At 46.6% G+C, this 23,569-nt stretch carries 18 protein-coding genes and 1 riboswitch; of the genes, 10 read left to right on the top strand and 8 right to left on the bottom strand.

From position 1 onward, the window contains the following. The first annotated feature begins 275 nt into the window (after window positions 1-275). The 3 genes from hchA to CBX96_RS15740 all read left to right on the top strand — a co-directional run bounded on the left by hchA (window position 276) and on the right by CBX96_RS15740 (window position 2,582). A complete protein-coding gene (hchA, locus tag CBX96_RS15750; protein ID WP_109287328.1) occupies window positions 276-1,136 on the top strand; it encodes a glyoxalase III HchA in 861 nt (286 codons plus the stop codon). Window positions 1,137-1,142: 6 nt separating this feature from the next. Next, window positions 1,143-1,850 carry a PA1136 family autoinducer-binding transcriptional regulator gene (locus tag CBX96_RS15745; RefSeq protein WP_109287327.1) on the top strand — a complete coding sequence of 236 codons (708 nt, stop codon included), beginning with the start codon at window positions 1,143-1,145 and terminating at the stop codon, window positions 1,848-1,850. A 162-nt stretch (window positions 1,851-2,012) separates the two neighbouring features. Beyond that, window positions 2,013-2,582, top strand: coding sequence for a DUF7010 family protein (locus CBX96_RS15740; protein WP_109287326.1), 570 nt, complete (start codon window positions 2,013-2,015; stop codon window positions 2,580-2,582). 516 nt (window positions 2,583-3,098) lie between these two features. On the opposite strand, the gene CBX96_RS15735 is transcribed toward CBX96_RS15740, so the two are convergent. The 3 genes from CBX96_RS15735 to CBX96_RS15715 all read right to left on the bottom strand — a co-directional run bounded on the left by CBX96_RS15735 (window position 3,099) and on the right by CBX96_RS15715 (window position 7,034). Beyond that, complete coding sequence (locus tag CBX96_RS15735; protein ID WP_109287325.1) at window positions 3,099-4,052, bottom strand: hypothetical protein; 954 nt, start codon at window positions 4,050-4,052, stop codon at window positions 3,099-3,101. A gap of 27 nt (window positions 4,053-4,079) precedes the next feature. After that, a complete protein-coding gene (locus CBX96_RS15730) occupies window positions 4,080-5,069 on the bottom strand; it encodes a nuclease-related domain-containing protein (RefSeq protein WP_109287324.1) in 990 nt (329 codons plus the stop codon). A 972-nt stretch (window positions 5,070-6,041) separates the two neighbouring features. After that, window positions 6,042-7,034, bottom strand: a complete 993-nt coding sequence (locus CBX96_RS15715) for a class 1 fructose-bisphosphatase (protein WP_109287322.1) — start codon at window positions 7,032-7,034, stop codon at window positions 6,042-6,044. Between the two features lie 296 nt (window positions 7,035-7,330). Between CBX96_RS15715 and CBX96_RS15710 the strand changes: the two genes are divergently transcribed. Then, window positions 7,331-9,622, top strand: a complete 2,292-nt coding sequence (locus CBX96_RS15710) for a S9 family peptidase (RefSeq protein WP_109287321.1) — start codon at window positions 7,331-7,333, stop codon at window positions 9,620-9,622. Between the two features lie 319 nt (window positions 9,623-9,941). Here the strand turns inward: CBX96_RS15710 and arcA are convergent, their stop codons facing one another. Further along, window positions 9,942-10,658 carry a two-component system response regulator ArcA gene (gene arcA, locus CBX96_RS15705; RefSeq protein WP_007644695.1) on the bottom strand — a complete coding sequence of 239 codons (717 nt, stop codon included), beginning with the start codon at window positions 10,656-10,658 and terminating at the stop codon, window positions 9,942-9,944. Between the two features lie 586 nt (window positions 10,659-11,244). Here arcA and CBX96_RS15700 point away from each other — a divergent pair. The 3 genes from CBX96_RS15700 to CBX96_RS15690 all read left to right on the top strand — a co-directional run bounded on the left by CBX96_RS15700 (window position 11,245) and on the right by CBX96_RS15690 (window position 14,711). Beyond that, window positions 11,245-11,679, top strand: a complete 435-nt coding sequence (locus CBX96_RS15700) for a DUF3293 domain-containing protein (protein WP_011621450.1) — start codon at window positions 11,245-11,247, stop codon at window positions 11,677-11,679. Between the two features lie 241 nt (window positions 11,680-11,920). Beyond that, a riboswitch (Lysine riboswitch) is annotated at window positions 11,921-12,095 on the top strand. A gap of 143 nt (window positions 12,096-12,238) precedes the next feature. Further along, a complete protein-coding gene (lysC, locus tag CBX96_RS15695; protein ID WP_109287320.1) occupies window positions 12,239-13,594 on the top strand; it encodes a lysine-sensitive aspartokinase 3 in 1,356 nt (451 codons plus the stop codon). 1 nt (window position 13,595) lies between these two features. Next, window positions 13,596-14,711, top strand: coding sequence for a succinylglutamate desuccinylase/aspartoacylase family protein (locus tag CBX96_RS15690; protein WP_109287319.1), 1,116 nt, complete (start codon window positions 13,596-13,598; stop codon window positions 14,709-14,711). Window positions 14,712-14,764: 53 nt separating this feature from the next. On the opposite strand, the gene CBX96_RS15685 is transcribed toward CBX96_RS15690, so the two are convergent. Further along, window positions 14,765-15,730, bottom strand: coding sequence for a zinc transporter ZntB (locus tag CBX96_RS15685; RefSeq protein ID WP_109287318.1), 966 nt, complete (start codon window positions 15,728-15,730; stop codon window positions 14,765-14,767). A 180-nt stretch (window positions 15,731-15,910) separates the two neighbouring features. On the opposite strand from CBX96_RS15685, the gene CBX96_RS15680 reads away from it, so the two are divergent. Then, window positions 15,911-16,285 carry a YacL family protein gene (locus tag CBX96_RS15680; RefSeq protein ID WP_086901968.1) on the top strand — a complete coding sequence of 125 codons (375 nt, stop codon included), beginning with the start codon at window positions 15,911-15,913 and terminating at the stop codon, window positions 16,283-16,285. A gap of 79 nt (window positions 16,286-16,364) precedes the next feature. Here CBX96_RS15680 and CBX96_RS15675 read toward each other — a convergent pair whose 3' ends face one another. Continuing rightward, a complete protein-coding gene (locus CBX96_RS15675; RefSeq protein WP_109287317.1) occupies window positions 16,365-16,994 on the bottom strand; it encodes a response regulator in 630 nt (209 codons plus the stop codon). Continuing rightward, entirely contained in the window at window positions 16,987-18,780 is a 1,794-nt protein-coding gene (narQ, locus tag CBX96_RS15670; protein ID WP_109287316.1) for a nitrate/nitrite two-component system sensor histidine kinase NarQ, read from the bottom strand. Before narQ ends, CBX96_RS15675 begins: the two co-directional genes overlap by 8 nt. A gap of 241 nt (window positions 18,781-19,021) precedes the next feature. On the opposite strand from narQ, the gene nrfA reads away from it, so the two are divergent. Next, the gene (gene nrfA / locus CBX96_RS15665; RefSeq protein WP_086901970.1) at window positions 19,022-20,425 is read left to right on the top strand and encodes an ammonia-forming nitrite reductase cytochrome c552 subunit; all 1,404 of its coding nucleotides are present in this window, start codon (window positions 19,022-19,024) and stop codon (window positions 20,423-20,425) included. A 186-nt stretch (window positions 20,426-20,611) separates the two neighbouring features. Here nrfA and CBX96_RS15660 read toward each other — a convergent pair whose 3' ends face one another. After that, window positions 20,612-22,552, bottom strand: a complete 1,941-nt coding sequence (locus tag CBX96_RS15660) for a GGDEF domain-containing protein (protein WP_109287315.1) — start codon at window positions 22,550-22,552, stop codon at window positions 20,612-20,614. A 253-nt stretch (window positions 22,553-22,805) separates the two neighbouring features. Between CBX96_RS15660 and CBX96_RS15655 the strand changes: the two genes are divergently transcribed. Then, entirely contained in the window at window positions 22,806-23,528 is a 723-nt protein-coding gene (locus CBX96_RS15655; protein ID WP_258294750.1) for a phosphatase PAP2 family protein, read from the top strand. The last annotated feature ends 41 nt before the right edge of the window (window positions 23,529-23,569 follow it).

Below are 23,569 nucleotides of genomic sequence, written 5' to 3'. Positions count from 1 at the left end.
AATTTTCCAGCTTTTAGTCGAATGGCAGACAATTCGATGCTGAAAAATGTAGCTAAAAGATATGGCTAGTAAAAAATTTTTCAAGTGAATCATTGTAGGATGAACATAGAAATATGTTGAAAACATGGAAATAAATCTGTTGATTTGGTCTGACATGCTATAGAAATGGATGAACTGTTATAAATATTCTGTATTTTTAGGGGAAATCCCTTATTTTGCATTTAACATCAGTCTCTATAATGGAAACCTAATTTAACATAGCTGAGGAAATGACTATGACGGCAGTGCATGACGATAAGCGTCCCACCCTTGACCCCGCAGAAGATAATGCTTTTTTCCCTTCACCTTATTCATTAAGTCAATTTACGGCAGCGAAATCTGATCTCAGTGGTGCAGATTACCCCAACCCGTATAAAGGCGGGCGCTGGAAAATTCTGCTTGTTGGCGCCGATGAGCGCTATTTATTGACGGATAATGGGACGTTTTTCTCAACTGGTAATCATCCTGTTGAAACATTACTTCCTATGTACCATCTTGATAAAGCAGGCTTTTCATTTGATATAGCCACCCTGTCAGGTAATCCCGTTAAATTTGAATGGTGGGCTATGCCATCGGAGGATGAAGAGGTCAAAGGTTTATACCAAAAATATCACTCATCTTTTAGGCAGCCGCTTAAATTAGCCGACGTTGTACAAAATGCCCTTAGTGAAGACTCTGATTATATAGGGGTATTTATACCTGGTGGCCATGGAGCGCTTATCGGTTTGCCTGAGAGTGAAGATATGAAAGCGGTAATCAAATGGGCAATGGAGCAAGATAAATTTATCATTTCATTGTGCCATGGGCCTGCTGCATTTCTTGCTGTTGGCGATGACCCTTTGTTTGCGGGCTACCAAATTGTTGCTTTCCCTGATGCTATGGATGCCCAAACACCAGACATTGGTTATATGCCAGGACACCTCACTTGGAAGTTTGGCGAAAAGCTTAAAGCCATTGGGTTTGAAATCCTTAATGAAGGGATTTCAGGGCAAACTCATCAGGATCGTAAGTTACTGACAGGAGATAGTCCTTTGGCTGGTAACTCCCTAGGCCAACTCGCGGCCAAGGCCTTACTCAATTCTGTTGAAAAAGGGTAAAACAAGATGCCCGCTGATGATATAACCCGCTTGTTATTAGAATTTGAAACTTGTCGCCATTTTTCAACTATTCAACAAGGGCTTAGACAGCGTGCTCACCTGTATGGTTACGATAGAATTGTCCTGTTCTCAGCCTATTCGAGTCTCGATGGCATCATAGAGCGTATTTATTGGATTGAAGGTGATTGGTTTGACAATGGTAAAACCGTCGATGCTACCAGTTATATCCGTCAGTGCCCCGTGACTCACCATATTTTGGAAACTGCCCAACCCTTTTTTTGGACCAAGGCCATTGATGGTAAAAACGAAGAATATCATATCGTTAAAACACCAAAAGGGGCGGGTATACACGGCTTACAAATTCCCTTTTTTGGTCCCCTTGGCCTAGAGGGCGCAATGAGCCTTGGCGGCAAATCCATCGACAGCTCCGCCAAGGCTCGCTTCGAGCTAACACTGTTGTCTAGCGCCGCTTTTGCCGCCGCTCGTCGTCTATTAGAGGCTCAAGAACCGCAAACTCAAACGCTCTCAAAACGTGAAAAGCAAGTACTGTCATGGACCGCATTAGGTAAACGACAAGGCGATATCGCCCTTGCACTCGGCCTTTCGACAAGAACAATTGAAAACCATCTTCGCAATATTCGGATAAAACTGGGCGTAGCGACCACAGCAGAGGCGATTCGTATTGCGCTTCGCCTTGGTGATATTGAGGGGTAATTCCACTGGCATATTGCAATGTTCCAATCTGGGCTTACCAGCAATTGTTCCATTGTTAATTCCCACTGATGACATTTGTCATCCGTAATTGCTGACAACTCACACTGCCGTGATTTAGCGGATGCAGGGATACTTAAGCCATACCAACAAGGAGGCTTAATCATGCAACATCAAACACTGGATCAACAACTTATCGAATACCGCCAAAAACGTGCTTTAGCTATGCCTGTATCAGGCATGATTGTATGGACGCTATTGTTTATCTTGAGTTTTATTCTGCCAGCATCGCAAATGGTGATGGCAACATTTATCGGCACGGGTTCTATTGTCTATCTTGCTATGGGAGTCTCTCGTCTCACAGGTGAAAATATCTCCTTCAAGAAAAGCGCTGATCGTAATTGGTTTGAGACTGTGTTTTTGGCTGCGATGGGGATGAGTTTTTTAACCTTTAGCATCAGTATTCCCTTTTTTATGGAAAACTATTTAGCCTTGCCCTTCGCCCTTGCAGTGCAAACAGGATTAATGTGGTTAGTTTTCGGCGTGTTAGCGGCGCAAAAGGTGGCGATTGTACATGCGATTGTGCGCACTGTGGCTTGCGTGGCAGCCTTTATGTTGTGGCCTGAGTTGAGTTTTCAGCTTCAACCTTTGATTGTGGTGGTATGTTATGGATTCTCGATTCCACTCATGGAACGTCGTTGGAAGATTCAGCAAAATCTTTGTGTTGCAAGTTAGTTGGTTTTTACTGTGGGTAATTGCGGCCTTACGGCCGAGAAAGTCGTGGGGCTTCACCCCACACCCGACCAAGAGGGGATCAACAGCAATTCCCTCTTGGATCTCCCTTGCCGCCCCCAACGGAGTTGAAAGCCCCTTGTGCTCATAGCCAAATTTGCTATCGCTTCCGAAGGATGCATCCCTGCACCTGCGAAAGCTAGCTCGCCATCCATGGCGAGACTCACGCAATTTGTCTATTCGCCCTGCGGCAACTCCGAGGGGAGGGTGAACTTCTGTGAACTCGGCGTTTGCTGTTAGTCTCGAAAGAGTTGCGCCTGTCTCATCTTTCCCTTCCCCGAAAGCTATGCAGACGTCCTGTCTGCGTCACGCGCTATCCTTTTAATAAAGAGTCTTCAACGCCCTTCAGCAACTTCGCAGGGGAAGGTGAACTCTTGTTGCCTTGGTGTTAGCTGTTAGTCCTAAAGATTTGTGCCTGTCCTATCTTTCCCACGGTGTCGGTTGTCAATCGCAAAAGACTTATGCCTTTCCTGATTCTATTTTCTTAAGGGCCCAATAAGTTTCCCAGTGTATTTTAGCTTGCCAGAGATCATAAGCCAAAAATGTCATAATAGTAGCGAACATCATTAAGAAACCATTTAATAGGTCTATTTTGAAACTATTAAATTCGAGATGTTGTGATGCTATAAATAAAGTGATGTTATTATTCTCTAGTATATCGCTGCTAACTATCCGTTTTAAAGCATTTAAATAACCGCTGTTTTCAAAGGCGAAACTACTTTTTTTGAAGTATTTGATATCACTATTTGATGTGTTTTTACACTTATTAACACTATCACTGATTAGCTTGTCTATTTTTTCACTTGGGTATTTTTCTGTTTTTTCAACCGAAAATGGGTAGTTGAAACCTGCCCAAAATTGGCCACTGCTATCAAGGCTAATAACGCAGAAGACATCTATCGCTTTACTGTATCTTTGTGATGGACTTAATTGGATATGTACTGATTTTTGCCCTGATAAATCAGCCGTTTTGACAGAGAAATATACAGGCATTCCTTTTTCTTTCCATTCGGTTGGACTATCTAATTCTGATAACCTTGATAAACCAAATGAACTTAATAAAAAAGCAGATATTAATAAAAGTGACTGCAGTGATAAAAGTGATAAATACATTGAATTTTTATATCTTGGTTTTTTAAATTCAATAAATGAAAATGGCTTTTTTATCAATCGAACTGAGAGGTATGACACAAATCCAGAAATGCAGAATAGGCTTACAATCCCATTCCATTCAATGCTAGTTAGATAGGTTTGATAAAAGTGATTGTGACCAATTAAATCGGATAGATACTTTGTGAATAATATAGATAATAAGAAAAACAATAGCGTAATACCGCTCATATGCAGTAGCACTGGTAATAAAAAGTACCTCAACTTAATTTGATAGGGCTTCATGTTCGCTGTAGTAGACAAAATTATGAGTATCCTAATTGATTTCGTTTAGATAACCCTATAATGGTTATCACAATCATTACAATGTAATGTGTAGGTTTCTTTAGCTTTAGTTATTTTCGTTTGTGTACTTTGGCACTGTGGGCATGCTTGTTTCATTGGCGTGTTTTTGGTGCATTGATTGCATTTTATGTAGTAACCAAACTTACCGTACATCGGAGTGTAGTTTGTTGATTCGCCGCAATGTTTGCAGCGAAGGATACTGTTTATTGTGGGTTGCTCTATTGCTTGGTTTTTTACTTCTGCCACCTTGTTAACGTCAAAGGAGGCAACAGGTTCTTTGACTTGTGGTGTTTGTACGGACGTTATTTCGGTCGTAGCTTGAGATGGGTCTATATGGCGTTCGATTAAGAACTTAGCGATTGAATTCAGTTCTTCTTGATTAAAGTCTGGACGGGTATCACTCACATTTATCAGTCGTAAGAATTTGCTTTTAAGATTCATGACCTTTTCAAGCTTCTCGACTAAAAACTCTGTCTTAACCAACAGTTCTGAAACTGCCGTAGGCATAGTTTCTCTATTTATAACCGCGTCGCTTGAGACCGCGCATAAATGATCCCAACACCGCATACCGAAACCTTGCTGTTTTATCCCGAGTAACTTACCGAGAATTTCACTTCGATGCTGTTTTAGCATCTCTTTAAGCAGCGATTGTTGTAGTTCAACTTGCTTAATTGGTGATGGCATACCAAACCAGTTATTGCCGTGACTGCGAGTCCATTCGCCATGTTGCTTTACATCCACATGACCTTTTATGCTTTTAGACTCAATTAAAACAAAACCATAGGGATAAATAATTAAATGATCAATTTGCGCGGTTTCGCCGTTAAAGGTGAATCGAAAATCATTGATGACTAACACTTCTGGATGATCTTTGAAGGCTCGGCGCAAATAGAAGGCAACATCCTGTTCTTGTTTTTGTCCCGCAATCGTTTGTGGTGTTTGAGTATTTTGAAGTGTTTTAGTTTTTAGAATCATTTATCAACAGCGTCCATTCATAACTTGATAATAATCAGCCTCATAATACCCACTTTACCATTGAAAGATAAAGACAAAAATCGCTAAACGTTAACGTAGCTCAAAGATGGGAAAGTACAAATTTTTGGGGATTCACCGCCAACACAGAAGTTACAGAACTTCACCTTCCCCTGCGAAGTTGCTGAAGGGCGTTGAAGAAAATCGCGTGACGCAGACAGGACGTCTGCGTAGCTTTCGGGGGGAAGGGACGCCCCATCGGAAGCGTTAGCGATTTTTGAATAAGCACGAAGCCACTAACCAATGCATGTAACTTCGCTAGGGGCGGCAAGGGAGATCCAAGAGGGAATTGCTGTTGATCCCCTCTTGGTCGGGTGTGGGTTGAAGACCCACGACTTTGACTTACCTCGGCCATTAGGCCGAAATCAATATAGCATTGTGCTAAACAGAACGAATACAAAGATGGGACATGCATATCTTTTTCAGTCAATTGCACCTAACACCAATACACCAGAAGTTCACCATCCCCTCGGAGTTGCCGCAGGGCGAATAGACAAATTGCGTGAGTCTTGCCATGGATGGCAAGCTAGCTTTCGCAGGTGCAGGGACGCATCCTTCGGAAGCGATAGCAAATTTGTCAATGAGCACAAGGGGTTTTCAACTCCGTTAGGGGCGTCTTGGAGCATCCAAGGAGGATAGGACGAGCAGTCCTCCTTGGTCGGGTGTGGGGGGAAGCCCCACGATCTTGATTTATCTCGGCCGCTAGGCCGCAATCAATATAGCATTGTGCTAAACAGCACGAATATCAGGCAGAGGGGTGAAGCCCCACGACTTTGACTTACCTCGGCCGTTAGGCCGCAATGACTCCGGCGGTGAAGCCGCCTAAAACCCAAATGTCGCATTACGCGACAACAAAAAAGCCACTGTGGTCAGTGGCTTTCATCTGAAAAAAAATCAAAGCTTAAGCGATTCGGCTTAGTCTAGACTTGGTTCTTCGCTGTAATCCAAACCATGGTAGCTTAGGCAAGCGTCCACTTCATTGGCGCTACCTAGGATAACCGCAACGCGTTGGTGAATTTGCGTCGGTTGAATATCCAAAATGGTTTCATAACCAGTAGAGGCTTTACCGCCAGCTTGCTCGACTAACAAGGCCATTGGGTTGGCTTCGTACATTAAACGCAGCTTGTATGGCTTTTTCGGATCTTTATTGTCGGTTGGATAAGTAAAAATACCGCCGCGAGAAAGTACGCGGTGTACGTCACCCACCATGGCGGCAATCCAGCGCATGTTGAAGGATTTTTCGCGTGGGCCAATTTTGCCTAGCAGTAAATCGGCGATATAGGTCTGCATTGGCGCTTCCCAAAAACGTTGGTTCGACATGTTAATGGCGAACTCTTGGGTGTCAGGGCTGATGCTCATGGCCGCATTGGTCAGTAAAAATTCGTTGGTTTCTGGGTGCAGGGTAAAGAGTTGCACGCCTTGGCCTGTGGTGAGCGCGAGCATGGTTGATGGGCCGTAGAGCACATAACCAGCGGCTAACTGATTGCGGCCCGATTGCAAAAAGCTTGTTTCAGTCAACTCGCCCTGTGGTGCGGGAAGAACAGAGAAAATCGTGCCGACCAGCGAGTTGATATCGATATTCGATGAACCATCTAAAGGGTCGAAACATACCAGATATTGACCATTGGCGCTGACTTCCACCACATGATCTTCTTCCTCTGAGGCTAAGCCGCGCACTGTGCCGTCGGCTTTTAATGCATCTTTGAGCATATCGTTGGTGATGATATCCAGTTTTTTCTGGGTTTCACCTTGCACGTTTTCCTGCTCGGTCGCGCCTAACACGCCAGCTAAGGCACCGTGGCGCACGGCATGGCTGATGGCTTTGGAGGTGTCGGCTAAGGTCAAAATCAGTTGCGCGAGGGATTCGTTCACTGCCTTTGAGGTTAAGTGCTGGGCAAGAGTCTGCATGTTAGGTCCTTTAGGGGTTCAACATTGAGGTCAATTTCATTATTTGCCGCGAATAATAACTCAGTTAGTCGACAATTTCAGCGATGTTGCTGTGGGTTTTGCGCAATTTAGGTTGTTAGCATTATCTCTTATCGCAAGGCGGTGTTGGTTATCTTGAAAATTGAGCTAACCGCAGGAGTTCGCCAGCTAATTTGTATCTGTATATTGCCTGCGCTTTTTATTTAGGCTTTGCCTTGGCACAATGACGGCAGTTTTTGATCGCCACCTTAAGGCGAGTATGCTTCCAAGGAATAATAATGACTAAAAATGGGTTAGCTTCTTCCCTGCGCTCGGTGACATTGGGCGCCTCATCCCTACTGATAGCGAGTCAACTGGCCATGGTTTCTAGCGCGATATTGACCCCCGCCTATGCGCTTGAAGGCGGCACAACGCCGCTGACTATCGAGCGCATGAATGCTTCGCCTGCCTTGGCGGGCACGAGTCCCCGTGGATTAAAGTTATCCCCAGATGGTCAAAGGGTGACCTATCTTGCGGGACGTAAAGACAACCAGAATTTTTACGATCTTTGGCAGATGGACGTGAAGACGGGCGAATCTAGCCTGTTGCTAAACGCCGATAAACTGGCGAGCAATGAGTTATCCGATGAAGAAAAGGCCCGTCGCGAGCGCCAACGTATTTATGGCGAAGGCATTATGGAATATTTCTGGGCGGACGATAGCAAGGCGCTGTTGATCCCTGCCTCGGGTAATCTGTATTACTTCTCCTTAGCGGATAACAGCGTCAGCCAACTGCCGATAGGCGAGGGCTTTGCCACCGATGCGCGCCTATCGCCCAAGGGCAATTTTGTGTCCTTCGTGCGGGACCAAAATCTGTATGTGCTCAATTTAGCGACTAAAAAGCTTGAGGCCATGACCACAGACGGTGGCGGCGCGATTAAAAATGCCATGGCGGAATTTGTCGCCCAGGAAGAAATGGATCGCATGACGGGTTACTGGTGGGCGCCCGATGAGTCGGCCATCGCCTTTACCCGTATCGATGAGTCTGGCGTTGAGTTAGTCACCCGCAATGAAATCTACGCCGATGGCATTAAGCTTACCGAGCAGCGTTATCCTGCTGCGGGTAAAAACAATGTCGAGATCCAACTGGGTGTTGTGACCCTTAATAATAAAGTCATCAATTGGGTCACCTTAAGCGATGATAAAAATAAAGATATTTACCTGCCTCGCGTCGATTGGTTGCCGGATAGCAAGCATTTATCCTTTCAATGGCAGAGCCGCGATCAACAAAAATTAGACCTTCAACTGGTGGCGCTCGATGCGCTGACCAAGCCGAAAACCTTAGTCAAAGAGCGTAGCGATGCTTGGGTGAATCTTAACAACGACCTGCACTTCTTAAAGCAGCAATCGGCGTTTATCTGGGCTTCAGAGCGTGACGGCTTTAATCATCTGTATTTGTTTGACCTAAAAGGTAAGCTGAAGACGCAACTGACCAAGGGCAATTGGGCGGTCGATGAGCTGGAATATATTGATGAAACCGCAGGTTGGGTGTATTTCACCGGCCGTAAAGATACCCCTATCGAAAAGCATCTCTACCGTGTGCCGTTAGCCGGTGGCAAGGTTGAGCGCGTGAGCGGCGAGGCGGGGATGCACAATCCGGTATTTGCCGATAGTCAAAGCGTGTATCTGGATTATTTCAATAGCTTATCTCAGCCACCACAGATCAGTTTACACGGCGATAAGGGCCAACATTTGGCGTGGGTCGAGCAGAACCAAGTCAAAGCAGGTCATCCTCTGTATGACTATGCTGGCCTTTGGCAACTGCCTGAGTTTAAAGAGCTTAAGGCGGAAGATGGTCAAATCTTACAAACGCGTCTCTTTAAACCTGTGCCCTTCGATGCGAGCAAAAAGTACCCCGTAGTCGTGCGCGTTTATGGCGGCCCACATGCGCAATTGGTAACCAATAGCTGGAGTGAGCAGGATTACTTTACCCAATACTTAGTGCAGCAAGGTTATGTGGTATTTCAACTGGATAACCGCGGCAGCGCCCACAGAGGCACTCAGTTCGAACAGGTAATTTACCGTCACTTGGGTGAGGCGGAAGTGAACGACCAAAAGGTTGGCGTCGATTATCTGCGCAGCTTGCCCTTTGTCGATAGCGATAATGTGGCGATTTATGGCCACAGCTACGGCGGTTATATGGCCTTGATGAGTCTGTTTAAGGCGCCAGATTACTTTAAGGCGGCGATTTCGGGCGCGCCCGTCACCGATTGGCGTTTGTACGATACTCACTACACCGAGCGTTATCTCGCCCATCCCGCGAATAATGAACAAGGTTACGAAGCCAGTAGCGTGTTCCCCTATGTGAAAAACTATCAGTCTGGGCTATTGATGTACCACGGCATGGCCGACGATAACGTGTTGTTTGAAAACAGTACTCGCGTGTATAAGGCGTTACAGGACGAAGGCAAACTGTTCCAGATGATTGATTATCCAGGTTCTAAGCATTCGATGCGCGGTGAGAAAGTGCGTAATCACTTATATCGCTCACTGGCGGATTTCCTCGATAGACAGCTTAAAAGCGGCAAATAACCCACAGCAGGGTGCTGTTTAACCAAGCGATTGCCGTTATCCAAGAGTGAGGCTAACACCTCACTCTTTTTTATACTCGGTATTTGGCTAATACCTTAACTACCACCTTAGCTAACACCTGAGTTTAGGCTGTGGATAGCACTTGGTCGTGAGCAACTCCCATCCCAATCGATGCGCTTAAGGTTTACGATGGCTATTTAAGCTCGGTTATTCAAGTTTGGCGGGGTGATAAAGCGGGGCAGAGGATTTGCCATATTGCAGAGATAAAAAAACCAGATCCGAGGATCTGGTTTTTTATTATTCAAACGGACTTCGAAGATTAGTCTTCTAAGTTACCGCAGAAACGGTAGCCTTCACCGTGGATAGTCGCGATGATTTCTGGCGTATCTGGCAAGCTCTCGAAGTGCTTACGGATACGACGGATAGTCACGTCAACAGTACGGTCGTGTGGCTTTAACTCACGGCCAGTCATCTTCATCAGCAGATCGGCACGAGTTAAGATTTTGCCTGGGTTTTCAACAAAGTGCAGCATAGCGCGGAATTCGCTACGTGGCAGTTTGTAAGATTCACCCTGTGGGCTCACCAGAGAACGGCTATTGATCTCTAGGCTCCAATCGTTGAAACGGTAGTATTCGACAGAGCTCTTTTCTTCGACTTCGTTACCAGCGCTATTCACACGAGTCAGAAGGTTGCGAGCACGAATCGTCAATTCACGTGGGTTGAACGGCTTGGTAATATAATCGTCCGCGCCAATTTCAAGTCCAAGGATTTTGTCGACTTCGTTGTCACGGCCTGTCAGGAAGATCAGACCGATGTTGTTGATTTCACGTAATTCACGTGCCAACAACAGACCGTTTTTACCTGGTAGGTTAATGTCCATAACCACTAGGTTAATTTTGTTTTCCTGCATAGCCTTATGCATTTCTGCGCCATCATTGGCCTCAGTTACCACATACCCTTCTGCCTCGAAAATACTTCTCAGCGTGTTACGGGTAACGGCTTCATCTTCAACGATCAGAATGTGCGGATTTTGCATATTAATTACCTAAATTTTAACCAATTTTATTCTAACCATAAGGACCGCTTACATCGGATCCTTATATTCATAAAATGTTGATACTTCCTCTAACTGCTCTGTGCTTCAAAGGAAAGATCTTTACGGCGACACATCAGGATGTATATAAAGTGCACGTTTAAAGTGTAATACGATAAAACGTAACCAGTATCAACTTCGATAAGCAATAGTTATAAATAGTTCCTTAACTATTGTTTTTTTTAAAATGTTTAAATGATAACTCAAATGTAGAACACATTTTAAAAGATGTCTGGCTAGCCTTGGGTGATTTCACAGAGGAATCTAACAAACCCTTGTCAAGATTAAGCAAACTTAATGTTATCTGCTCAACTAGCCAATGGCGTCATTGTACTCGTTTTAGGCATTTGTTAACAAATGAAATGTTAACAAATTTCTGGATGAGGCCCTGATTTACCATGATATTTACTTTAGTCATTGATTAGTATAACTAATGTATTTTTAATTCTTGTGACCTAGTTCACGCCTCTTTGGATTTTGGAGGCGCTCTGCTACACTAACTCGGGTTCATTTTTCGACTAGACTACCAATGGACAACATGACTCAAGATTTGTGGCAGCATTACCAGAAGCCGTTGTTTTTGCTTACTCAAGCATTATCCTGTGATTTTTCCTTTGCTGTAATTACCGCCCATAATCCCGCTTCAACCCTCCTCAGTCCCAGCCAAAACCGTTTACTCGACCGCCAACTTCTCCGTGATATTGAATTAATCGGCAGCCCCTATCGTGCAATGGTGGGCGCATCGCCAGATTTATCACATATGGAAAAGAGCTGGGCCGTATTTGTCGATAGAAGCATGGCGCTGCAGTTGGGGAAAAAGTTTAATCAATATGCCATCTACATGGTGGAAAAGGGCGAGGTGAGTTTAGTGCCTTGCACCATCACCGGGCATGATGAAGTGTGTTTAGGCCTGTTTAATGATCACGTGCGTTTGGTTTACGAACTGCCGGATCTAGCGACCTAAGCCGCGCGAGTTTATTGCTATTTTTCTTATCCGGCTTTGCCTGTAAAGGGCAAGGCTAGGTCGGTTATTTTTTAATCATGTTAATGCCTGCATGATACCTCGCCACCATTTTTGCTTTGGCTTTACCGCTAAATTGCTCATTGTTTTTAAAAGCGTTTATTGAATTTGTTTATGCGATGTGAAATTAGCATTGACTTCATTAGGGGTTTATTGCTACTTTTTTCGTCCCTTTCCGGCGGAAAGGAACAGAAGAGGAGCGTTAACTAGGTAGTCAGTCAGAGGAGCACAAACTCCAGCGATGATTGATGAGGGAGATTAACGCCGAGGCATAGATGTGGTTGCTGCATGTTTATGTCGGTCGCTTAGGCTGAATCCTAACGATTGTCACCTGTAATTGGTGGAGAGCTTCTGGTGACGATTGCTGTTTCCCTTCTATTGGGGTGCGTATCATTGAGCACCAGGCTCTTCGAACGAAGTTGGTTCGGAGCGTAATCATGTTAGTTAATCAAGATCTTATCCTAGTTTGTGCCGTGTCTTCTGCTTCTGCGGAGGTACGATAATGTCTCTTGTTGTCGCAAAATTTGGTGGTACCTCAGTCGCCGATTACGGTGCAATGAATCGCTGCGCCGATATCGTACTGGGCAATCCCGATTGCCGTTTAGTGGTGGTTAGCGCCTCCAGTGGCGTGACTAACCTCTTGGTTGAACTTACTCAAGAGTCGATGAACGACGATGGTCGTTTACAGCGCTTAAAGCAAATCGCGCAAATTCAATACGCTATCTTAGATAAACTGGGTCGCCCCAACGACGTAGCCGCGGCATTGGATAAACTGTTAAGTCGTATGGCGGTATTGAGCGAAGCGCTAGCATCCCAACGCAGCAAGGCCACCATGGATGAGTTATTGTCCCTTGGTGAGCAGTGTTCGTCGGCATTATTTGCGGCGGTATTGCGCGAAAAAGGCGCCAACTCGAGTGCCTTCGATGTGCGCCGAGTGCTGCGCACCGACAGTCATTTTGGCCGTGCTGAGCCACAGGTTGAGCAAATTGCGCTTCTCTCTTCTGAGCATTTACTGCCGCTGTTATCTGAGCAAGTGATTGTGACTCAAGGCTTTATTGGTTCAAATGAGGCCGGACAAACCACCACGCTTGGCCGTGGCGGTAGCGACTATTCCGCGGCACTGTTAGCCGAAGCCTTAAAAGCCTCTGCGGTTGAGATTTGGACCGATGTGGCTGGGATTTACACGACCGATCCGCGTCTTGCGCCAAACGCCCATCCCATTGCCGAAATCAGTTTTAACGAAGCCGCCGAAATGGCGACTTTTGGTGCTAAAGTGCTGCACCCTGCGACGATTCTGCCTGCGGTGCGCCAACAAATTCAAGTGTTTGTCGGCTCGAGTAAGGAGCCTGAAAAGGGCGGCACTTGGATCCGTCATCAGGTTGAAGATGCGCCCGTGTTTCGTGCTGTTGCACTGCGCCGCGACCAAACGCTACTCAATTTACACAGCCTGCAAATGTTGCATGCTCAGGGCTTCTTGGCAGAAACCTTTGCCACACTGGCAAGGCATAAGATCAGTGTGGATTTGATCACCACTTCAGAAGTTAACGTATCACTGACCCTAGATAAAACCGGCTCTGATTCAAGCGGCCAAGGGCTGTTGAGCGAGGCGTTGCTGCAGGAATTATCACAGCATTGCCGTGTACGTGTTGAAGATGGTTTAGCACTGGTGGCGATTATCGGTAACCGTATTGCCACCACAGCGGGCATTTGCCGCCGGGTGTTTGAAGTACTCGAGCCCCATAATGTGCGTATGATCTGCCAAGGTGCCAGCCCGCATAACTTGTGCGTATTGGTCGCCGAATCAGAAGCGGCGCAAGTGGTTAAAGCCCTACACGAAAACCTGTTCGAAGGCGCGTAATATGCAACCGACTGCGTCGTCTTTAACCATTGGGGAGCTTGCCGCAGGGCAAGCACTCACTCTGCCGATTTACCACTTTAAGCCAAGTGGTCATGTTTCTGGCCCTAAAGTGTATATTCAGGCCAATGTCCACGGCGCCGAAGTGCAGGGGAATGCGGTGATTTTTCAGTTGATGAAGCAGCTCGAGCGCTGCGACATCTTAGGGGAAATTACCTTAGTGCCCTTGGCTAATCCGCTGGGGATAAATCAAAAGAGTGGTGAGTTTACGCTGGGGCGTTTTGACCCTATTACAGGGGCAAACTGGAACCGCGAGTACTTAAATCATTCGATTGATTTACCCGCTTGGTACCGTGAACATGCCGAGCTTAGTGATAGTGCGCTTATCCAAGCTTACCGCAGTACCTTAGTTGAGGCGTGTCAGCAGCGTTTGCGCAACGAGTGGGGCGTGACCACGGGCCACAGATTAGCGGTTAACCTGCAGGCCATGGCCCACGAGGCGGATATAGTATTGGATCTGCATACCGGGCCTAAATCCTGTAAACACTTGTATTGCCCAGAATATGATGTTGCGGCGGCGCAGTTTTTCTCGATTCCTTACACCTTAGTGATCCCCAATAGTTTTGGCGGGGCTATGGATGAAGCGGCATTTTGCCCTTGGTGGCAATTGAGTGAAGTCGCCAAAGCACAGGGGCGAGAACTTAAGATTGCCGTTTCGGCCTTTACCTTGGAACTGGCGAGCCAAGAACGCATTTGCCTTGAGGATGCTTTAGTCGATGCTCAGGGGATTTTGGCCTACTTGAGTTATCGTGGGGTGATCGCCGAGCGAGTCGCACCCGCAAAGATGCTACGTTTTGGCTGTTATCTTAAGGATTACAAAAAGTACCATGCGCCCATGGCGGGATTGGTGGAATATGTGGCGTCCGTGGGAGAGCCTCTGGCGGCGGGTGAGACCTTAGTTAATCTGCTGCGGCTCGACTTATATGGTAGTGAGCAGGAGTTGACGGCGCTAAGCTTGCCGCAGGATTGTGTGCCCATACTCCATTTTGCCTCGGCGTCAGTGCATCAAGGCACTGAGCTTTATAAAGTCATGACAAATCTATTTGAGTTGCCACAGTAACGGCAATGGGGAAAACAAAACGCCAATCATAAGATTGGCGTTTTTATTCCAGTCTACAACCACTTAAAGCGATAGAAGAGTGCCATTTGCAGGGCGACCAGCGAGATAAGAATGCCGCAGAAGGTCGCAAAGGCCCAAGTGTTATCCGCACCGGGAATACCACCAATATTCACCCCTAGCAATCCGGTTAAAAAACCCAGCGGTAAGAAAATTGCCGAGACTAAGGATAAGAAATACAAGCGCTTGTTTAGCTGCTCCGATTGCTGGCTGAGTAATTCTTCCTGGGTCACATTGGCTCTGTCACGCAGGGCGTCTAAGTCTTCAATCGTGCGGATCAGCTTATCCGTGGTTTCGCGCATCTTGAGTCTTTCGGATTCATTAAACAGCACAAATTGTTCCGAGAGCATCTTGGCGTAAGCTTCTTTCTGCGGGCCTAAATAACGGCGCAGCGCCACGGTTTGCCTGCGTAGCTCGGCGATATCTGTGCGTAAATCTTTTACATTGCCAGAGACAACTTGTTCTTCTAACTCAGAAAGTTGCTCTTCAAGGGTGTCGATAAAATCTACTTTACGGGTGGTGAGTCTTTCGCAAACCGCAAGGATAAAGTCCCCTGTGGTGGTGGGACCGGCACCTTCCATAATGAGTTCGGCGACATCTTTAACCGAGAGTAGCTCGCGATCACAGGTTGAGATAATCCGTTGTTTGTCGGCGTAAATACGCACTGCAACCATGTCTTCGGGGGCCGAATTGGGGTTTAAGTTTACCCCGCGCAGGGCCAGCAAGACGCCTTCACCTGCAAACACGGCCCGTGGGCGGGTATCTTGGGCCAGAAGGGCATCGGTTTCGACTTTATTTAGGCCGCTGTTTAGCACCCAATGACGGGCTTTTTTATGGCGATAACGTAGGTGTATCCAGATCAGTCCATCCTTAGGATCCCAGTTTTCAAGCTCTTCTGGGCTTAAGGTTGAACCTGCCTGAGCGCCACTAAGCACTAAGCTGTAGATAAATCCATCGTGCATATCGCATTCCATCTCTTACTCAATCATGGATTCAAGCTAACTGATTTCGTTGCGAAAATGAAGTATAGGCGTCGTTTGTGCTGATAATTGCCTCACTTCTCGGGCCTAAATTGCTGGTCAAGCAACTTATGATGAAATAGATTAAAATTAGCCATAGTTGTGATGCATTGAGAAGATAAAATGGAATATGAATTTCGGCGTAACAGTTTGACGGGCACTTATTTAGCCAGCTTTAGTATGGACCATGAAGTGCTGGGCCAATGGTTTTCGGAAGAGTTGGGGCCAGAGTTAGCCAAAATTCAACAAGTGCTCGATATTATCAAAGATATTCAAGCGGGTAAGCGTGATTCCTGGCGGTTAATCGGTGGCGATCTCACCCTAGATCTGGATGAAGAGCAGGCGCGCATTTATGCCAATGCCTTAGGGTTTGAGCAGGAATATGAACTCGAAGAGGCAATGTCCCTCTACGATGCGGAATCGGAAGCTTATTGCGGCTTAGAAGACTTAGAGGAAGCCCTGCTAAGTTGGTATGAGTTTGTGCAAAAAGGGCGATAATACCGATTTAATCTAAGCATAAAATAAAGGCAATCTATTGATTGCCTTTATTTTTTAGATTTTAACTGAGGTTGCTGTATCAGTTATTCAGATACCTGACTGCCATTTCGGTTCTCGACTTGGCATTGGCCTTACGCAGCAGGTTTTTCACGTGTACTTTTACCGTACCTTCACTGATATGTAAGTGCTCTGAAATCATCCGGTTGCTTAACCCTTCTGCCAGCTGTTGCAGGATCTGTAGCTCCCTTGGCGTGAGGCTTGAAATCCATTCCTGCTCATCGGCGGCATTTTTAAGCTCGTACAGATATTCTTCAACCTCATCGCTGATCACTCTGTGGCCCAACATGGCATTTTTGAGCTTATCGAGCAGCAGATCCGGCTCGGTATCTTTCAGTAAGTAACCGTCGGCGCCCGCACGCAGTAGTCGGATGACATCTTGTTTGGCATCCGAAACGGTGAGGATCACTATCCGTGAGGTAACGCCTTCTTGTCGCATAGCGTTGAGGGTATCGAGTCCTGTCATTCCCTTCATATTCAGATCGAGCAGTACAATATCGGGCTCATCGGTGGCGACGGCGCTTAAGGCATCCAAGCCACCGCCGACTTCACCGAAGAGACTAAAATCCGGATCGGAGGTGATCAGTTGGCAGATCCCTTTGCGAAGGAGAGGATGGTCATCGACCACGAGGACTGAATAAGGCTTACCCATGTGTAGGCTCCTGTTGGGAAGGGAAAACTAAAGTAACTTTGGTTCCCTGTGACAAATGTGATGCGTTATTGGACTCTGAGGGAGTGCCTAGGATTTGTTGATATTGTTCTGCAATTCCCTTGCTATTAGTGTGCGTATCATTACTGCTAAATACAACAGTGCCCGCTAATTTACTGGCGCGCTCGTGCATGATCCCTATGCCAAAGTGTTGATCTCGCTCCTTAAGATAACCAATTCCTATGCCGTTATCGCTCACACTGATATTGACCATGCCATTGTCATCTTTATAACACCGAATATTGATCAGGCTGGCATTGGCATGTTTGATGGCGTTGAGTGTGGCCTCACGGGTGATCTGCAGAATGTGAATATGCTGCTTCGCCTCGAGCCATTGGGGCGCGAGTTTGTAATCGAGATGGATCTTGATATCGGTATTGGCCCTGAGTTGCTCGAGCATGGCTTCCATCGCGTTCTTCAGATTCGGTTCTTTGATGGTTAATCTGAAAGTGGATAATAACTCCCTGAGCTGTACATAGGCTGTACTGACGCCTTCATTAATTTCCGTCAGTTGACTCTCCACTGCGGGGCTGCGGCAACTATGGTCTAAGTTTTTGCGCAGCAAACTAATTTGGATTTTGAGGAATGACAGTACTTGGCCGAGGGAGTCGTGTAATTCCCTGGCAATGACTCCGCGCTCCTCCATCAAGGCCAGTTGTTGTCGCTGCTCGGTGGCGTTATGGATAACGATGGAGCGAGTGAGCATGATGGCGAAGTTTTTAAATAGCGGCGTATTGGTATCCTGCGCCGAAATCAGTTCTAAGTAACCTAAGTCGGCCTGTTCAAATTGCAGCGGAAAACGGGTGCTGTGCTGGGCATCTTCTGGCCAGCCACCATCGGCTTCGACGACTTCGAGTTCCTGCTCTGGGTACTGAATAATCAGCCTTAAATAGTCGATAGACTCATAATCCTTTAACTGATTCAACGCCGCCTTGAGCGCCTTGTAGTCCAGCTTTTTCGCATTAAGAGTCAATAGGTTATCGTATAAAAAAGCGAGTTCATTGTTTGCTCTGGTGAGCGCAAGAGTCTTTTCGGCGACTTGGGATTCTAAGTTGCCATACAGGGTTGCGAGCTCGCGGGCGGTTTTTTGCAGCGCATGGGTTAGGGCGGTGAGTTCAATATATTCGGTCTCGGGCATTTCTATCTCGAAGTTACCCTTTGAAATGGTGTTGGCCGATTCCATTAACTGCTGCAAGGGCACCACGACTTTTCGCTTGGTAAAACGTACCGCTAAAAAGGCGATGGCGAGCATCAGCCCGAGTCCAAAAATCTGGCTCGCGGCGAGCAGGCGCAGCTTAAAGGCGGCATGGTGCTCCATTTCTAACACCAACAAATCAATGGTATCGACAAAGTCCTTGAGCGAGGCGGCGTAATCGCGGGAGTTTTCCTGCTCAATGTAGTACTTCATCACCAGCCATTTATCGATAACGAGTTGATACTGTTCGGCGATCTTTTTCGGGCTAAGCCAACCCGTGGAGGGCTGCAATGCCTCGGAATGCAAGGTGTTTTCAAACTCGGTAATTTTCTCTTGGGCGGCGTCACTGCCCGAATTGGCATAAAACATCAGCCGGTAACTTTGCATCCGCAGTGAACCCGAGGCGTTGATGGCCTTTGCATCGCCTAAACTGTAAGACAAATTGATGATTGCGAAGATGGCTAGGCTGCTGGAAAGCAAAATCAGTACTAACATTAAACCCAGAATTTTTGAGGTAAGGCTGCCTCGTTTCATATGTCCATTACCTAATATATGGCCGTTGATTTAATGGCACTTTAGTCGTGTTTTACATTAGAAAATAATGTACTACATTAACGAAAACATAAAAGTGTGAACAACAACACTATTACATTTTGATCTAGCGCAAACTTCGCTCTAGATACCCCCTAAGAGGTATGTCTTTGGAGGGTTTAAGCCACTAACTTTGGCCTTGGAGATGTCGTGATTTATTAAAATAATGCAACACGGAGATGAGATGATGAAGAAGATGACAGGTAAGTCCTTTGCACTCAGTGCATTGGTTGCCGCGAGCTTCATGGCGGCGGGTGCGATGGCGAGCGATAAGACCGAGCCACGCAACGAAGTATACAAAGATAAGTTTGCTAATCAATACAATAGCTGGCATGACACCGCAAAAAGTGAAGAGATCACCGACGCATTAGCGGGCGATCCTAGCTTAGTCATTCTGTGGGCCGGTTATGGTTTCGCAAAAGACTACAACGCACCTCGTGGCCACATGTATGCCGTGACTGACGTACGTAACACGCTACGTACTGGCGCACCAGCCAATGCTGAAGACGGCCCAATGCCAATGGCATGTTGGAGCTGTAAGAGCCCTGACGTACCTCGCCTGATCGAAGAACAAGGCGAAGACGGTTACTTCAAAGGCAAGTGGGCTAAAGGTGGCCCAGAAGTCGTTAACACTATCGGTTGTAGCGACTGCCACGAAAAAGGCACCCCAAAACTACGCATTTCACGTCCATTCGCTGAGCGCGCAATGGAAACTATTGGCACGCCATTCGACAAAGCTTCGAAGAAAGACAAGCAATCTATGGTTTGCGGTCAGTGTCACGTTGAATACTATTTTGAGAAGAAAGACGACCGCAAAGGTTTCGTAAAATTCCCTTGGGATTCAGGTACCACTGTTGAACAAATGGAAGCTTACTACGATGCAATCGAGTTCTCTGACTGGACTCATGCACTGTCTAAGACTCCAATGCTGAAAGCACAACACCCAGGTTATGAAACTTGGAAACTGGGCGTACACGGTAAGAACGATGTGAGCTGTGTTGACTGTCACATGCCTAAAGTGACTAACGACAAAGGTCGTAAGTACACAGATCATAAAGTGGGTAACCCATTCGATCGCTTCGAAGAAACCTGTGCGACTTGCCATAGCCAAAGCAAAGAGTTCTTAGAAGGCATCACCAAAGAACGTTATGCCAAAGTGAAAGAGCTTAAAGCTCGCGCCGAGGGTCAATTAGTGAAAGCGCACTTCGAAGCTGCTAAAGCGTGGGAAGTGGGTGCTACTGAAGCAGAAATGAAGCCAATCCTAACGGATATCCGCCACGCTCAATGGCGCTGGGACTTCGCGATTGCTTCTCACGGTGTTGCGGCTCACGCGCCAGAAGAAGCACTGCGTATCCTAGGTACTGCGGTTGATAAAGCGGCCGATGCCCGTGTGAAATTAGCCCAATTACTGGCGAAGAAAGGCGTGACTGACGCTGTTGCTATCCCAGATATCTCTACCAAAGCGAAAGCTCAAGCAGCACTAGGTATGGATATGGACAAGATGAATGCAGAGAAAGAAGCATTCAAGAAAGACACTTTACCTAAGTGGGATGCCGAAGCGAAAAAACGCGAAGCAACTTATAAGTAATTCCTGTTGAATATGAGCTAACCCCTCATGTAAAAGCCCCCGCAACTTAGGTTGCGGGGGCTTTATTTTTGGCGGCTTTCGAGCTTGTTGTTTAAGGGCGAGGCCAATATCACGTCAGTTCTGACTCTTTTGCTTTAGGTGCAAACAACTTGCCGCATCTATGCGGACTTTATCTACATCACGCTTTTAGCGCTTGGATGGGCGAATAAAGTCACGTTCGAACTGCGCGGGTGTCACGGGTTTGCCATAGAGATATCCCTGTCCTAAATCGCATTCTTCATTGCGGATAAAACTGTCCTGATTTGGGTTTTCGACGCCTTCGGCAATCACCTTCAGTTTGAGCTTTTTGCCTATGGCGATAATGGCCTTAGTTAACTCCCTATCCTGCTCGCTGTTTTCGAGCTTACTGATAAAGCAGCGGTCGATTTTTAGAGTATCGAAGGAATATTTCTGTAGATAGCTTAATGAAGAGTAGCCAGTGCCAAAGTCATCGAGTGAGATGCGGATCCCCAGTTCCTGCAACTGCATAATGGCCTTGTGGGCCAAGTGTTCGTCCTGTAGCAACATGCCCTCGGTGATTTCCAGCTCCAGCGCCGTGGCGGGTAATTGGTACAGGGTTAATAGCTCGGCAATATGTTCGACAAAGCGGGGATTACGCATTTGTACGGGGGAGATATTGATGGCGATTTTAAAGTCCCGCTGCAACATTTGGCACCAGTCGGCCGCTTGCTTAATGGCGCTGTGGAGCACGAAGTTACCTATCTCCATGATTTGTCCATTGCGCTCGGCCAAGGCGATAAATCGGTCGGGTGAAACCTGTCCTAACACCGGATTGTGCCAACGTAGTAAGGCTTCAGCGCCAATGACTTTGTGGGTCTTGAGTTCGATAAAGGGTTGGTAATGCAGGCTTAATTCATTGTTTCTCAGGGCATCGACTAAGTGCGACTCGAGTTGATAGCGCTGGCTCAGTGCGATTTGGGTGTCTTGATTGAAAAAACTATAGGGAATGCCTTCGGCCTTGCTAATGGTCATGGCGGCTCCGGCTTTTTGCAGCAGGGTTGCGGCATCGATGCCGTCGCTTGGCGCCTGTGCTATGCCGATTGACGAGGGAATAGTGATCACGAAGTCTGCGATACCAAAGGGGGAGTTGCAGCAGTTGATGATCTGATTCAGCAGTTTGTGGGTCTCGCGCTGCGAGGGCTTATGGGCTTGCACTAGCACAAACTCCGCCCCCGCAATGCGGGCAATAAAGGTATGGCCGTCTGTGCAATGTTGTAACCGCTGGCTCAAGATGGTGAGTATCTTATCGCCTATAAGATAACCATAGCTGTCATTAATGGACTTAAAGTTACGTAGTCCGAGGTAAAACACTGAGATTTTTTCTTTACGATTAATATCTTCCAGCATTTTCGCCAACGTATTGAGAAGATTGAGCCGGTTGGGGAGGCCTGTCAGCGGATCGTAACTCTTATGGTACTCAAGTGAGCTTTCGGTGGTGGTGCGCGTTTCGATTTCACGGATTAATTTGGCACTCAGCTCGGCCAACTCGTGGGTGCGTTGCTGGACTTTTTGCTCGAGTTGCTGGTTATGGAGCTGCAATTTAGCCTGTTGATACAGAGTGATTAGATTGGTTTCGATGGCATTTTGAAACCGCGCTAACAAACTGCGAAATTGCTGACTGTAGTTACGCTCCTTGCTATCGAGCATACAAATGGTGCCGAAGGTGCTGTTATCGGGCCAATGCAATGGCAGGCCGCAGTAGGCAATCATTCCTAGCTTTATGTCGGGATTTTTATCCCAATTAGCATCCTTTAAGGCATTGGGGATGTGAAGTTCACGGCACTCTTTCATCACTGTCTCGCAATAGAGACCATGCCCTAAATGTTCTTTATCGTGGGGTTTGTAGGGATTCCCCTGACTATGGCTCGAAGCAAACACCTCTATCTCGGTGGGGTGGACACGCATGATAAGCGCGGCAGGTGTATCCACAATTTCGGAGAGCAGATCTAAGGTTTGTTGCCAATTCTCTAGCATCTCAGGTGGTACGGTAATTTTTCCTGTCTCAATTGCCATATCGGCGAATATACGCTCTTTTTGAGATTGTTGGAGGGCAAACTTGTAGGGCATTTGAGGCTCATCCGAAAGCAGATTGTTGTTTATAAACTATAGTCTTTTTCTCTCAGCGCGAGTTTACCCAAACAATTAAGTTTGCTTTACTTTGTAAATGGTATGTTAATTCCCATGTTTTGTATTTCTTAAGCTTTTGATAAGAATTCGACCGTAGTCTGGTGCTGGGTATTTTTGGCGAGTGGATAATTAAGTGCATCACAATAACAAAAGCGACGTTAGGACGACATTTTTCAGCTTCGCAAAGGGACATTTGCTTGCACCTTGGCTCGTGTTTGCGGTGATTATTTTTTGGCTCGAACAGACCCATGCCGATATGCGCTTTGCCAGCTTATTATTTCACTGGCAGGGTGGTGTCGATTCTTGGCCACTGCGCGGCCATTGGTTGACTGAGAATTTGCTGCATGTCACTGGGCGAAACTTGGTTATTTTGCTTGCCGTTGTCGTAGTTAGCTGCATTGGTTTAAGTTTTCGCATCGACAAACTGCGCCCCTACCGTAAAGGCTTTATCTATTTATTCTGCAGTGTGCTGGCCAGCGTGGTTTTAGTGCGCCTTGGTAAGAGTCTTACTCATATGACTTGCCCTTGGGATGTGCTTGAGTTTGGCGGTCGCATGATGCATTCATCCCTGTTTGCTCGCTTGCCAGAGGGTGCCGAGTTTGGTCAGTGTTTTCCCGGTGGACATTCGAGCGGCGGTTTTGCTTGGGTCGCAAGCTATTATGTGCTGAAGGAATACCGCCCAGCTTATGCCAAAGCGGGACTCATCTTTGGGATTGTATTAGGTGCGGTATTTGGTTTTGCGCAGGAGCTGCGTGGTGCCCATTTCTTGAGTCATGACCTTTGGAGTTTGGCCATCGCTTGGACATCCGCAAGCTTGCTCTACTATGGCTTCTTTCTTCGTGTGCCTAAGGTTAAAAAGATTAAAGTTGCCAACAAAATCAGTATTATCAATACCAAAGAAGCCATCTCTAAGTGATGGCTGATCCCTCAAGCCATTGTTATCCCTCAAACTAGTCT

Source organism: Shewanella sp. BC20, assembly GCF_003129585.1.
Taxonomy (GTDB): Bacteria; Pseudomonadota; Gammaproteobacteria; order Enterobacterales; family Shewanellaceae; genus Shewanella; species Shewanella seohaensis.
Note: the sequence above shows the minus strand (reverse complement) of the source record. Positions and strands in the feature narration are given on the sequence as shown.

Bases quoted from the DNA above. Each gene is read 5' to 3' on its own strand.
- hchA (WP_109287328.1), top strand. From the start codon at position 276: ATGACGGCAGTGCATGACGATAAGCGTCCCACCCTTGACCCCGCAGAA.
- CBX96_RS15745 (WP_109287327.1), top strand. From the start codon at position 1,143: ATGCCCGCTGATGATATAACCCGCTTGTTATTAGAATTTGAAACTTGT.
- CBX96_RS15740 (WP_109287326.1), top strand. From the start codon at position 2,013: ATGCAACATCAAACACTGGATCAACAACTTATCGAATACCGCCAAAAA.
- CBX96_RS15730 (WP_109287324.1), bottom strand. From the start codon at position 5,069: ATGATTCTAAAAACTAAAACACTTCAAAATACTCAAACACCACAAACG.
- CBX96_RS15715 (WP_109287322.1), bottom strand. From the start codon at position 7,034: ATGCAGACTCTTGCCCAGCACTTAACCTCAAAGGCAGTGAACGAATCC.
- CBX96_RS15710 (WP_109287321.1), top strand. From the start codon at position 7,331: ATGACTAAAAATGGGTTAGCTTCTTCCCTGCGCTCGGTGACATTGGGC.
- arcA (WP_007644695.1), bottom strand. From the start codon at position 10,658: ATGCAAAATCCGCACATTCTGATCGTTGAAGATGAAGCCGTTACCCGT.
- CBX96_RS15700 (WP_011621450.1), top strand. From the start codon at position 11,245: ATGGACAACATGACTCAAGATTTGTGGCAGCATTACCAGAAGCCGTTG.
- lysC (WP_109287320.1), top strand. From the start codon at position 12,239: ATGTCTCTTGTTGTCGCAAAATTTGGTGGTACCTCAGTCGCCGATTAC.
- CBX96_RS15690 (WP_109287319.1), top strand. From the start codon at position 13,596: ATGCAACCGACTGCGTCGTCTTTAACCATTGGGGAGCTTGCCGCAGGG.
- CBX96_RS15685 (WP_109287318.1), bottom strand. From the start codon at position 15,730: ATGCACGATGGATTTATCTACAGCTTAGTGCTTAGTGGCGCTCAGGCA.
- CBX96_RS15680 (WP_086901968.1), top strand. From the start codon at position 15,911: ATGGAATATGAATTTCGGCGTAACAGTTTGACGGGCACTTATTTAGCC.
- CBX96_RS15675 (WP_109287317.1), bottom strand. From the start codon at position 16,994: ATGGGTAAGCCTTATTCAGTCCTCGTGGTCGATGACCATCCTCTCCTT.
- narQ (WP_109287316.1), bottom strand. From the start codon at position 18,780: ATGAAACGAGGCAGCCTTACCTCAAAAATTCTGGGTTTAATGTTAGTA.
- nrfA (WP_086901970.1), top strand. From the start codon at position 19,022: ATGATGAAGAAGATGACAGGTAAGTCCTTTGCACTCAGTGCATTGGTT.
- CBX96_RS15660 (WP_109287315.1), bottom strand. From the start codon at position 22,552: ATGCCCTACAAGTTTGCCCTCCAACAATCTCAAAAAGAGCGTATATTC.